Source organism: Melioribacteraceae bacterium (assembly GCA_019638015.1).
Classification (GTDB): domain Bacteria; phylum Bacteroidota; class Ignavibacteria; order Ignavibacteriales; family Melioribacteraceae; genus JAHBUP01.
The window spans coordinates 3,193,364-3,207,100 of sequence record JAHBUP010000001.1; the positions used below are offsets into that span (position 1 = coordinate 3,193,364).

A 13,737-nucleotide genomic window follows, 5' to 3' on the forward strand; every position below is an offset into this window, starting at 1 on the left:
AAACTATAGTTAAACTGGTAACTAATAACTATTACATTAATCTCGGCATGAGGGAATTAATTATTCATTTCAACATTACTATAAGAATCAAAAATCAAATCCGATAATTCTTTGTTTGAGATTCTCCTATTTGTTAGTATTTCTTTATTCTTAAACACAACCAACTCCGGAGGCATTGGTCGCAAATTATATAAACTGCCCATCGAATAACCATATGCGCCAGCGTTTTTAATGGCTAATTTGTCTCCCTCTCTAATTTCAGTCAACTCCCTTTGTTCGGCAAAACAGTCCCCCGTTTCACAAATATTGCCGCATATATCATAAATTTTTATTTCACCTGCTTGGTTACTGAGATTCTCCACTTGATGATGGGCGCCATATAAAATCGGTCTAATCAGATGATTGAAACCAGAGTTAGTACCGGCAATTAATCTACCTCTATTATTTTTTATAGTATTCACTTCAACCAATAAGTAGCCCGATTCGGCAACAATATATTTCCCGGGTTCAAAATACATATAGTACTCTTTGCCATATTTATTACAAAACTCGGAAAATATTGCCCCTATCTTTTTGCCAAACTTCGCATAATCAATTCTTTTAGTGGTTGGTTTATATGGTACTTTAAATCCGCCGCCGAAATCCACAAAAACTAAATCCGGGAAATTATCGGGAGAAGCTATACTCAGTAAATTTGACATGCTCTCATAAACCTTTTCAGTTTCGCCCACTCCCGAACCGGTATGTTCATGTATGCCAATAACTTTGAGATTGTACTGATCAGCAATATTTTTGGCTTTCTGTACTTCTGATAAAAGAATTCCAAACTTGGTTATATCTCCCCCTGTCATCACATGTTTATGTTCGCCCGCATAAACATCAGGATTAAAGCGCAAGCATACTTCGCTTCCGGGATAAGCCTCACCATATTTCTTTAACCGTGTTAATGAATCTATATTAAATAGAACACCAAGTTTTTTGACTTCGTGCATCTCTTCATTTGTTATGTTATTTGCTGTATATAATATATCCTCTTTTTTAAAGCCAAGTTTTATTGCCAGATGCACTTCTGCCGGACTGACTGTATCTAAATATGCATGATTTTCTCTCAGCAGATTTAGGATTCCAACATTGTAATTTGCCTTCATGGCATACAATATTTTTAGTTTGGGCCAGTTAATGAATTTTTTGAGCTCGTTATATCTTTCAATAATAAGATCACCATCATAAACATAAAGCGGAGTGCCATATTTATTAGCATAATTCAGGAGTTGAGTATTATTCGAACCGGACAATTTTTCCATCACAAACCTTTTGGAGAATAAATTATAGAATTCTATTGAGTTCGTAAATCAAGTTTTTAATTTGCTCTTTAGTGTGAGTAGAAAACACCACTATTCTTAAAGCTCCATTTTCACCACTGCCCATGTAATTTATATACTGTATCAAAAAACCTTTTTCCATTAATTCCCGATGAACTTTTTGCATCAGTTCTTTATTCTTTAAGCTCCAGGATACTATTGGCACTACCGTTTCATTAGTCTCAATGCCAATCTTTCTCAATTCGCTTTTAAGGTACTTTGCATTTTCCCACAACAAGTCTTTAAACTGGGGATTTTCCTTCACCATTCGCAAACCCGTTAAAGATGCGGCAATAGCGGATGATGGAGCTGGTGTTGCACCATTAAGTATATGATTATTCTTTATTTCGTCAATCAATTCTTTATTAGCAGGTACTATTCCACCAAATCCACCAAATGCTTTTGAGAATGTTCCTCCATAAAATATTCTGTCAGAATCTAATCCATAATATTCTTTTGTTCCCCTTCCATTTTCGCCAAGAATACCCATTGCGTGTGCGTCATCAATCCAAATAATACCATTATAATTACTCACTGCTTTTTCATACAGATCAATTGGGGCTATTTCACCACTAATAGGAAATATCCCATCCGTAATTATAAGCGGTGTTTGATTCATTTTAAGATTGGAGGATAATTTTTTATTCAAATCATCTATATCCATGTGAGAGAAAGTAATAACCGGTTTTCCATTCAACTTTACCGCATGCTGATTACTATAATGAGCTACTTCGTCAATAAATATTATGTCAAATGAATTAGTGATATCTAATGCCGGAATTGCCGCGAGATCGGAAAGAAATCCCGATGGAATATACGCCGCGTCTTCTGTATCAAAAAAGCGGGCGGCTTCCATTTCAAGATCAAGTAATAGTTGAGTTGTTCCATAACTTCCACGGGATGACGCGCTTGTTATACCATATTTCTTTAGAGCTTCGATCGATGAATTTATAACAGCTTCATGTTTATGCAATTCATAATAACTTGTACCGGCAAAAAAAGAGTATTCCTTTCCGTCAATTATAGTTCTGGCTCCGGACGCGGAATCCATAACTAATTGATGCGCGCTATTTTGAAGGATGTCCTCTTGCATATCTTATTACTTAATTAAAGCATCATAAATAATTTCTACGGGATGCAGCGCATTTCTCTTTGTGCCATCAAATATTTGATGCCTGCAGCTCGTTCCCGGCGCACAAATTAATATATCCTCATTCTCATTTCTAATTGCAGGAAAAAGAACTAATTCTCCAACTTTCATCGATATATCGTAATGTTCCTCCTCGTAGCCAAACGAACCGGCCATTCCGCAACAGCCGGAAGGTATTTCTTCCACACTATAATTTTTTGGTATTGATAATGCTTCTATAGTTGGCTTTGTGGACGCGATAGCTTTTTGCTGACAATGCCCATGCAATTTAATCTTTCGCTTCTCTGCCGTAAATGTTTCTGACTTTATTTTTCCTTTTTTAAATTCCGATGAAATAAACTCATCAAAAGTAAATACTGATTTCGACATATTTATTGCTGCAGACTTAATATTTTTATCCACAAGATCGAGATATTCATCTCTAAAAGATAATATTGCCGAGACTTCAATTCCTACTAAAGGTGAATCGGGGGTAATTTTATCTTTTAACAAAGTTACATTTTTATTGGCTACACTTTTTGCGTTTCTCAATAAGCCTTTTGTGATAAATGTTCTACCGCTCTCGGCATGCTTAGGAATTATTACCTCATAGCCTAAATTATTCAGCAACTGAAAAGCTTTAATCCCCAATTCGGCATCGTTATAGTTTGTAAATTCATCAATAAATAAATTTACTCGTCCATTGGGATACTCATTTTTTCTGAAATTGTTTTTATTCTTTCGATACCACGCGCTAAATGACTTTTTTGATAATAATGGAAGATTACGCTTTTTTGTGATTCCAATAATACTTTTCGTGATTTTTAATTTTAAAAAGAAGTTTACTATTCCCGAAAATTTAGTTGCTATCAAATTAATTGTGGGAAGATAAGCTATTAATCTAGTGCGAAGAGGTATTCCATTTGCGTCATAATAATGCTGTAGAAATTCACTTTTAAGCTTCGCCATATCAATTCCGGAGGGGCATTCAGATTTACAGGCTTTACACGATAAACATAAATCCATCACCTCATAAATTTCATGGTGATCAAATGGATTAACTTTTTTGGATCTTGTTAGATATTCGCGCAGAGTATTTGCGCGCGCGCGAGTTGAGTTTTTTTCATCACGTGTGGCGCGGTAACTTGGACACATTGTACCGCCGATTAAATCGCTCTTTCTACAGTCGGCTGATCCATTGCATTTTTCTGCCGCTCTTAAAATTCCTTTTGTCGTTGAAAAATCATAAACAGTGGGAATGCTTCTCGGTTCCTTATCAATTTCATATCTCAAACTCGTACTCATCCCAACTGTATCAACTATTTTACCCGGATTAAAAACATTGTGGGGGTCCCAGATTTTTTTTACCTCTTTACATAGTTGGTAATTATGCTCGCCAATTATGATTGGAATAAATTCACCGCGTAACCGTCCATCGCCATGTTCGCCGCTTAATGAGCCATTATATTTTTTTACAAGATGAGCCGCTTCTTTTGTGATTGAGTAGAATAATTTTACATCAAATGAATCTTTCAGATTTAACATTGGATTTAAATGAAGCTCGCCGGAGCCGATATGAGCGTAATAAGCGCAATCGATATTATTTTTTTTCAATAGAGCATCCAGTTCTTCCATAAATAGGGGTAAATCGACCGGGCGAACACAGGTATCCTCTATAAATTGTTCTGTTCTTTTATCCCCCGGGATATTACCCAATAAACCCAAGCCCGCTTTTCTTATTGCCCATACTTTATTCATTTCTTCATTTAGCAATAATGGATAATGGTAACCATAGCCATTCTCTTTTAATTCATTCTCAAGATTCTCCGCAATTGACTGAATCTCTTCAACTGACTCTCTCGCAAATTCAACAACAAGTAATGCTGCCGGATCTCCCTTTATAAAAGTACGATTTTTGCTCTGCTCAATATTTACTTTTGTACAATCAAGAATTTTTCCATCAATTAATTCAACCGCGCCCGGTTTATACTTTAACGCAATTAAATTTGCTTTATATGTTTCTTCCAGTGAATTCATATGAACAGCAACAACGCCGACATTTTTTGGAGGAAGCGGCACCAGATTTAACTTTATCTCGGTAGTAAATGCTAAGGTTCCTTCAGAGCCGGCTAAAAGTTTGCAAACATTAAATTTTTCATCACGCATACCAAATAGATCACATTGCAGTAACTGATCGATAGCGTAACCATTATTTCGACGGTTAATTTCTTGTGAAGGATATTCTTTAATAATTTCTTTTTGATTATTTGAGTCGGATAATAAAAAATACATTCGATCATAAATTTTATTTTCTAGTGAACTACCATTACATTTTTCAATAACTTCTTCTTTTGTGAGTGGTTTAAATGTAACTTCTGACCCATCACTCAAAATTACATCCGCTTCAATAACATGATCGCGTGTTGAACCGTAAAGTATTGAATGAGCTCCACATGAATTATTACCAAACATTCCGCCAAGATTACATCTACTGCTCGTAGCGGTTTCGGGACCAAACAGCAATCCATACTTTTTCAATTCCATATTCAGTTCATCAAGCACAACGCCTGGTTGAACTCTAACCCATCTTTCTTCACTGTTTATCTCAACTATCCGGTTCATATATTTTGAAATATCAATCACAATTCCATCACCAACTACTTGTCCGGCTAAGGAAGTTCCAGCGGCTCGCGGAATTATCGAGAGACCATGTTTTGCGGCAAAATCAATAATAAGTTTTACATCACTTTTTGATTTCGGAACTACAACCGCCATCGGTTTTTCTCTGTACACTGAGGCGTCGGTTGCATAAATTACTTTTGATAACTCATCTAACAGCAGATCCCCCTCAATTCTTTCCTTCAATCTTGATAATTGGTCAAATGTGGATATAGTCATAATTAATATTCCAAATACTAACTAAATTTTATTCTTTCAATTAGCTTTTCAAACTCTGCATCTGAAAATGTAACCTGCTCAAATATAGCGATTAATAATTCCTTTGAAATTATTTTGAAATCTTCTTCTCTTGGGAAGATAGTAACGCCCCCTAAATCAACAGCAGCGGGACTTATCAGTATTTTTTTCTCCCCCTCTTCAAAGAAGTAAGTTGGACGATGTTTACTTCTCGGGAATATTAATAGGCGCCAACTCTCATTAAACGTACAAATTATATTTAACATTGGTTCATGCTCATCACCACTCAGCGCATTATAAATTCTATGAAACTCTGCAATTAACAATTCCCTATTGCTCGCTTCTATTGCCATAAAATTTCGGTGATAACCAAATATCGCACGAGTAGTTAATTCTTTATTTGTATTTATTGTTTGAGAATTCTTTTTAATTATTATCTCGTATTCATTATCAATTCTCATAAATCCAAAATTACCCGCTTGAAAGTGGAGGTGATCGGGAGCTGAAGCGCCGCATCTTGGACCATTATAAAATACTGTGTAATCCTTTCCCAGCAGTTCCGAAATCAACAGCATATTATTTATTTCAGGAAGAATACTTTGAGGAATATGATGAAGTGATGGAATAGTAAAATGTTTGGTGAATATCGGGAATGGATTAACTAACAATACATAATCATTTACTAGTTTTACCGCTTTTTGTTCAGGAGGTAAATTTTGAGTACATAAAAAACATGGGCGCGATTGAATTGATTTGGAATCAACTTTAGCTGAGGATGAAATTATTCTCCCTGGATTAAATTGAGCGTCAATAGTGTAGCCGTCGAAATCGAAATGCTTTATTTGTACAGAATTTAATGCCTGGTAATTTTCGGAAGCCAGCGGCCAAGTTTTAATTTGCTGTTCAAAAAGTCTTGCGGCTTTTTCGGGAGTTCCACCTAATAGATCTTCCTCTTCAAAATAGAAATTATTATCAGTCGGAATTATCTGCATTGCGGTTTTTCCTCTGGCGCGCAAGAACTTCTATAGTTCTGATCCTATCTTTATACTCGTTATATATATTTTGTTTGTTGATATCGAGTGAGGCATCCGAATTTCCTTCCCATCTTCTGCACATATAAATCGGCTCATATATTCTGCCGATCTGATAATTTCTGGAAATTAATAAACCGACGGCATAATCTTCACCGTAGCTTACATTCGGGATTTTAAATTCCCTTAATACCGGCGTGTAAAATGCTCTTGGTGCGCCAAGACCATTAATTCTTAGTGCGTTATTTCTGCCATTATCAGGTGTCCATTCTTTATGATCAACAATTCCGGGGGGAATCTCTTCCAATTTGAAATTGGTCATTTTATAGCTGCCAATTACCATGGCGCATTTTTCTTTTCTGAAAAGATCGACAATTTTTTGAACAGTAAATTCATCGTAATAAATATCATCGCTATCCAATTGAATAGAATATCTTCCGCATAAATCATGACTTACAGCTTCATTCCAGCACCCACCAATTCCTAAATCTTTTCGTTGAGGAATTATGTGAATAAGTCTCTCATCTTTTTCAGCAAACTCTTTTATTTTTTCCGTCGTTCCATCATCAGAATAATTATCAACAACAAGCAGATTAAACTTAAAATCTGTCTTCTGGGACAACACCGAAGTTATAGCATCACCAATAGTGCTAACTCTGTTTTTAACCGGTATTATAACAGAAGCCTCGAGAGTAAATTCAGAATCTGTTAATTCAATCTCATCAAATTTAGGAGAAAGATAAGCACCAATTTTTTTAAGATGAGAAGTTACAGCTAACTCCATTTCAATTTGCACGTCACGGTTTTTGGGATTTACATAATCGAATTGTTTTACGCCACTTTTACGAAGATCAGTTTCAACAGTCGTATATAAAAATTCCGGTATTCTAATAAACTCACGATGAGTTGATAGATGCAGCCTTAAATCATAAATACCGGCGAATTTATATTGCTGTTCACTCTTGTATTTCTTCAAAAATTCTGTATTAATAAACATCATGTATCCAAAATCAAAATCGTCACGAAGACTGCCGAGTTGATAATCGTTAACAGGATGTTTGCTAATCTCATTCTCTTTTTTATCGAAGAAATTTGAGTAAACTAAAGCCGCTCCGGTAGAATTAATAACATTATAAAATCTTTCTACGGCAAATTGCCCGAGTTGGAAATGATTATCCTGAGTAAAGAGGCAAATAAACTTTGCTTCCGCTTTATCTCTAATCATTTCAAATGTGGTTGTGCTGGTTATGTCGGGTACCTCCAATACTTCACAATTGCGGGGTACATCATCAAACTTTTTAGTGGATAGCAGATAAATTTTAGAAATAAGCTTGCATGAGTTCAATTCTTGAATGGTTTCGGCGCTGTGCTGAGCTCCGCTGTAGGGTAGAAAAACAGTAATCATTTTATGTAAATCTCCGATTATGTAAAACTGACTTGCAGAATAAATTCAGTAAAAACAATTTTGCAAATAAATGAATAGATGATAGTGGAAATTTCAAAATAATTCCCCTCTCAAAATTAATTGAGAGGGGAAAAAATGATAAGCAATAATAATTTAATTATTACTTAACTAACAACATTTTCTTCGAAAGAGTAACAGTACCTGTTGTAAGTTTATACATATAAATACCGCTTGCTAATTGAGAAGCATCAAAGCTTACTTCATAAGTTCCAACGCCTTTGAATGTATCTAACAATGTAGCAACTTCTTCACCAATTGTGTTATAAACTTTTAAGCTAACAAATCCTTGTTCAGGAATTGAAAACTTAATATTTGTTGTTGGGTTGAATGGATTTGGATAGTTTTGTGACAGTTCATATCCAGTTGGCAATTCCTCTAATTTTTTTACATCGGTTCCACCCTGAACTACTTTTTGAACTAGATCGGTTGTACCTGTGCCAAAAGAGCCGAGATATGCAATTTTTCCATCAAGCGAAAATGCTAATGCTCTTGGTCTTTCAACTGGATTTGCAGGATCTCTGAAAGCCCACTTCATACTATCAACCACTTTTTTAGATGTAAAATCATAAGCATACCAAGAACCAGGTGTAAAACCTGAACCAGCATCTGGTTTATCATTCATTGAACCGCCAGCCATCCACAAATATCCTGTTCCAGGCTGCCATGTAAATGATTCGCAACGTGCGCCTTGCATTATTGAATCTTTTAATGCGAACGCCGAAAATTCATCTGCCCTGTTATATACATATACTTTACCTGTTGTATATCCAGCCCAATAAATTGTATTTCCATTTTTAGATACTTCAAAACTTCTAGAAAAACCAGGTGCCTTTTCAATTGCTGATCCAATCAATGTTAAATTCTGATCATACATTGATACAGGAAATGCACCAGGACTTACCGGTCCGATAAATATTGTGCCATCATTCGCAACTGCAGGAGCAGTAGGAGCAGCGGCCAGAGTTGCTTTTTTTAGTCCTAACCCTGTCTTATGGTCAACTAAATATAATGCAGGTCCGCCGGTAGCAACTAAAATGTTACCATCAATATTTGTTCGCATGCCTCTGTTTGTTGTATTTCGCATTGTATCGTTTAATATTTTCCATATTGGTGAGAATGGTGCTTGAGTTCCATCTGGATTATAAACATAAAGAAGGTATACTCCTTTAACTGTATCTCCAGGTGCAACAGCATGATTTACACTAGCCCATCTACCAACCCAAATTTTTCCCTCTCCATCTACTGCGGTTGCATGGTTTTGGCCGCTGTTTGGATTGCTCGTGGGCCAAGCCCCTTGATTACTCCATTGTGCCTCAATAATACTTGCAGTCATAATTACTAATGCAAGTAATAATGTAATTTTCTTTAACATGGTGTCTCCTTTTTTGTTTGTGATATTTTAATTAAATCAATTAGTGATTTAATAGCCCTTCAATTTTATTTTACTGAATCCCATAATATGGCGCGCTCGTTTTTTGCATATCAACGCGAACCAATGTATGTAGAATTGAAACAGTGCCTCCTGTTCCTACTTCAGTATATTCTCTTACATAAAACAAATTTCTTTTTGTACCCCACACCAGTGATCTTGCTGCCGGGGCAATTAATCCTGGATAAAGACCAGAAGCAGTTCCTCCATTCTTCACTACAATTAATGCATCATTTTGATTAGAGCCAATTATTAAATCACCATCAGCCGAAAACGCGAGTGCGCCGACAGTAACTTTACCCAATCCATATTTTGCACCTATATCAAAATATTTTTCCTTATCTCCTATCGAAGTTTCTGAGTTTATCTTATATCTATAGATTGCTTCCTCACTATCCTTTTTACCGGCAACATATAGATATCCATTATAAACTCTTATTGATGAAACAGAATAATCTATTGGGAAAGCGGTAATAACTTTTGCAGGAGTAATGCTGAAAAGATTCCCTCCGGTGCCGGCGGCCCACATATTCTTATTAGCGTCAAAATCGAGCGCTACAATTGCATTACCTGTTGGGAATGTTACATATGTAGCGGCAACTTTTCCCTCTTCAACCTGGAAGATAGCTCTTAAATTTCTCGTGCCATATAGAATATTATTCGGTCCAAATTTCATATCGAAGAAAAATGACTCAGCTCCTTTTGGAGCGAAATCTGAAATCACTCCGGCAGGAGTTATTTTTTTAACTCCCCTATTATTTAGATACACATAAACATTTTCGTCTTTATCTATGGTTACGGTCATAGGATCTTCAACACCTTTGGTGAAAGCGTAATATATTCCAACAGCTTCAAGAAGATTATATTTTACAACATTGCTAAAATCTTCTACTCCCTGCACAGCTATTTTTGTATTTAATTGATTCTGAATTAATTTAGGCGCTTTTACAACCAGCTTATTCGGAGAGGCCGAGAGCACAACCGCTTTCGCGGTACCAAAGAAGACAAAATTTTCTTCCGATACAGAAGAAAAATTTGAGCCGTTGATAGTAATATCGGTAACCCCCGCCAAAGCCTCATTTGCCGGTTCCATGCTCGAAATCACCGGGATGTTACCTTTCGGTTCAACCTGATATAAACTTGGGGAGGCTTCTTCGTTGCATCCAAAACTGAATGCCGCAATTATTAATAAAAGTACTGAATAAAAAATTTGTTTTACCTTTTTCATATCTCAACACCAATAATTTTTATTTTCAATTAGAGAACTCGTTTCACTTAATTAAAATGAAAAGTTAAATGAGAATCTGTGAACATTATCAAATATTCCAAATGGTTGATAAGCATAATCAACACCTATATTCATACCGGCGATATTGCGTTTAATTCCAAATCCAGCAGAAAAATTATGTTCGTCTGCCGGAGATACAAATCCCGCACGCAATGAAAATGTATTCATGAATGTGTACTCACCACCAATAAACAGTTGCTCGCTATAATCGCGGGGATGGGAAGCGTCAACGGCAACAATTAAAGAATGATTATTTTTATCAACATCAATCAAATCCATTGCATCCATCGATAAACCGATTCTAAATGTTAATGGTAATTGAAATGTTTCTTCCTTGTACTTTAACTCGGTTGAAAAATTTCTCACACTCATTCCAAAGTTCAAACTCTTAAATCCGGTTTTGTAAAGAATACCAAAATCGAAAGCCATAGCTCCCAATGAGTTTGATTCTTGTACATAACCGCCTGCATCATCAACATCAATTATACTGCTGCCCAAATCCTGTTTTACATATTTAACATTACCGCCAACGGAGAATTTTGTTGATAACGCTTTCGCGTAGCCAATACCAATAGCCATTGCGGTTGGTGAATATGTTCCTACATCAATGTAACCCTGTTCATTATCGGCTACTATTGTTCCTAAAAATTCGCCATAATCAACTGATTGGAACGAAATTCCAAAAACTCCATAATCGCCATCGAAAGGGGCGAACGCAATTGCGGAATGAAGATGCTTGATATCGGCAATCCAGCTTACATTACCTACAGTTAAAGAGGTAAATTCATGAATGGAAGCCATTGTAGCGGGATTATAAAAAATAGCGGATGCTGAGCCAAGATCGACTGCAGTAATCGCTTCACCAAAACCGCTGCTCCTAGCATCGGTAGATACACTTAAAAATTTCATGCCGGTCTGTGCAAGTTTTTTATCCTGCGCATTCAGAGAATGAAAAAGTGTAATCAATATTAACAATGTGATACTTATCTTATTTTTCATCGATTTATCCAATTTTTTTTATCTGATAATTGTAAATTTTGCCAAATGGTGTTCACCCGTTACGGTATCGGTAATTACCGCAATATAAATACCACTTACAATTATTTGCCCCGATGAAGTAACTTGATACCAAAATTCATCGCCGCTTCCGTTTTTATGCTCAATAGTTTTAATTAACTCGCCTAACTCAGAATATATTCTGATCGTACATTCTCCAGGAATATTATAAAATGCAATTTTATCTTCATCGGCCACGCCGGGGAATTTCATTTTTCCTCTGGCCGAGGCGTTAAATGGATTAGGCACAATTCTAATATCACTTAACTTTGAACCTGCTTGTCTTTGTAAGTTAGCCGGATCATAAGTCTGTGTAAAATATCTTCCGCTTTCTAATCTTCCGGCGGGTGTACCGGCTCCGCCATTTTGAGGCGCGCCGACAGCGGTGATATAATAGAAATAATTAAAACCACGAACTAAATCTTTATCATCGTAACTTCTTTCACTTGCACTTTTTGTTTCATAAATCATTGTGTAATTGCTGTCTACATTTCCGAGAGCGCGGTAAATTCTGAATGCTACAGGGGGATTCGGATCGGCAGAATTAACTTCCCATCTCAACGAAATTCTATCGCCGCCAGAATTAACCTCAAAATTGGTTGGAGGCATTGGAGGTTGAGGTAATTTCCATCCCGAATTAAAGTTTTCTGTTATTCTTTTGAATGTTAAAAAGAGAGAATCTTTACCCTGCATTACAACTCTATTTTTAGCTTCGGCGGTAATTTGGCCGAGCTTATATTTTTTTCCAATATCAATTTGCTGAGCTCTACCAATTCCATTGGCGGCTTCAGCCATAACAATTTTAATACTTTCGCCTGGTTTGAGTGTGTAGGGGCCATATCCAACATTATAAGAAATACCGCCTGAAGCGTTACCCACATTCGGGGCTGATTTTTGAATGGCGAAATCTCCGCTCGGTTCAACCGCATCGGCATGGCGAGGCGCTTTGTGTCCGGAAGCCATGAGTGCGTATTCTTGAGTCATTCTATCAATGTTTAATGCATTAGCTCCGGCAAGAAGCATAGGATGATCAGAATTTATATAATCGGTAGTTGATGGCTGATTGGGATCATCAACTTTTTCAGTTGCCGATTTATCTGCGTATAATGTAACTGTACCTAAAAATTGTGTTCCGCCCAATCTACCGATTGTATCGCCCGGTGAATTATAAACCGCGGCGGTACTGTTAAGTGCCCAAATTGGTCCCCCAATATTATCATAGCTAACATCCTTACCCGGAAAATAGCCATGCCATGAAAACTGCGCTCTATATCTTTCATTAACCGGATCTGTTTTAATTCCATCACCGCGCGAATCATTCATAGTATTGATTCCCCAGCCTGAAGCATTACCTATTACATATCTTACAGATTTGTTAACTGAATTTCTGTAAGTAAACCAGAAGTAAGCATCTTTAATTGTGTTGTTGGGTAATTCAATTTCAGAATCCGCGTCGGTATTTCCGGTATTGGTGTAAGTATATTCATACACTATATAATTATCATGATACTGCTGGGCAAATTGAAAAATTTTCCTTGTAACAGTGATACCAAGTTGAGAGTTAACAACATTCTCTATCACTCTATCGTAAGGTAAATTGCTGTCAATTTTATCGACCTCCACATTTTTCTGGAATGATAGATCTCCATTAACATAAACAGTAGTGGGTTCAAATTTTGAGATCAATTCCATTTTGAGTGGGAAGAAGGAATAAAATTGAGGATTTCGCGGTCCAACTGTACACACTTTAAAGGGGAAATAATTTCCTCCTTCATCTGTAAAGTCTTTGGCTCCAATCCACATACCTCTTGCGGCTTGCATATCTTGATAGGAATAAATAGCTGGCCACTGCATTCCAAATTGCTGTGTTCTAATAAACCCAGCTTCTTCTAATTCTGATCCGATTTCAGAATACCAATTATGAAGTGAGCCGGCAGACATCCACACATTTTTGAATTGAGCGTATGTGGTAAATTGTATTCCGATTAATAATGCCAGAACAATCGGAAAACTTTTTTTAATTCTGTAAAAAACTGAGTTCATCATTTCCTCAAAATTTTCT

General features: G+C 36.4%; 9 protein-coding genes. All 9 read right to left on the reverse strand.

Annotated features, from left to right (window positions below; all coding sequences use genetic code 11):
• Window positions 1-56: 56 nt before the first annotated feature.
• The 9 genes from lysA to KF816_13685 all read right to left on the reverse strand — a co-directional run bounded on the left by lysA (window position 57) and on the right by KF816_13685 (window position 13,718).
• A complete protein-coding gene (lysA, locus tag KF816_13645) occupies window positions 57-1,304 on the reverse strand; it encodes a diaminopimelate decarboxylase (GenBank protein ID MBX3009057.1) in 1,248 nt (415 codons plus the stop codon).
• A 22-nt stretch (window positions 1,305-1,326) separates the two neighbouring features.
• Window positions 1,327-2,454 (reverse strand): pyridoxal phosphate-dependent aminotransferase family protein, encoded by a 1,128-nt coding sequence (locus KF816_13650; GenBank protein ID MBX3009058.1) that lies wholly within the window; start codon window positions 2,452-2,454, stop codon window positions 1,327-1,329.
• Window positions 2,455-2,460: 6 nt separating this feature from the next.
• Window positions 2,461-5,388, reverse strand: coding sequence for an FAD-binding protein (locus KF816_13655; protein ID MBX3009059.1), 2,928 nt, complete (start codon window positions 5,386-5,388; stop codon window positions 2,461-2,463).
• A gap of 17 nt (window positions 5,389-5,405) precedes the next feature.
• Entirely contained in the window at window positions 5,406-6,398 is a 993-nt protein-coding gene (locus KF816_13660) for a DUF4922 domain-containing protein (GenBank protein MBX3009060.1), read from the reverse strand.
• Window positions 6,379-7,842 (reverse strand): glycosyltransferase family 2 protein, encoded by a 1,464-nt coding sequence (locus tag KF816_13665; protein MBX3009061.1) that lies wholly within the window; start codon window positions 7,840-7,842, stop codon window positions 6,379-6,381. Before KF816_13665 ends, KF816_13660 begins: the two co-directional genes overlap by 20 nt.
• 160 nt (window positions 7,843-8,002) lie before the next feature.
• Complete coding sequence (locus tag KF816_13670; protein ID MBX3009062.1) at window positions 8,003-9,274, reverse strand: T9SS type A sorting domain-containing protein; 1,272 nt, start codon at window positions 9,272-9,274, stop codon at window positions 8,003-8,005.
• Window positions 9,275-9,344: 70 nt separating this feature from the next.
• Window positions 9,345-10,559: an IPT/TIG domain-containing protein gene (locus tag KF816_13675; GenBank protein ID MBX3009063.1), complete on the reverse strand. Its 1,215-nt coding sequence runs from the start codon at window positions 10,557-10,559 to the stop codon at window positions 9,345-9,347.
• Window positions 10,560-10,610: 51 nt separating this feature from the next.
• Window positions 10,611-11,618: a PorV/PorQ family protein gene (locus KF816_13680; GenBank protein MBX3009064.1), complete on the reverse strand. Its 1,008-nt coding sequence runs from the start codon at window positions 11,616-11,618 to the stop codon at window positions 10,611-10,613.
• An 18-nt stretch (window positions 11,619-11,636) separates the two neighbouring features.
• Window positions 11,637-13,718, reverse strand: a complete 2,082-nt coding sequence (locus KF816_13685) for a fibronectin type III domain-containing protein (GenBank protein MBX3009065.1) — start codon at window positions 13,716-13,718, stop codon at window positions 11,637-11,639.
• Window positions 13,719-13,737 lie beyond the last annotated feature (19 nt).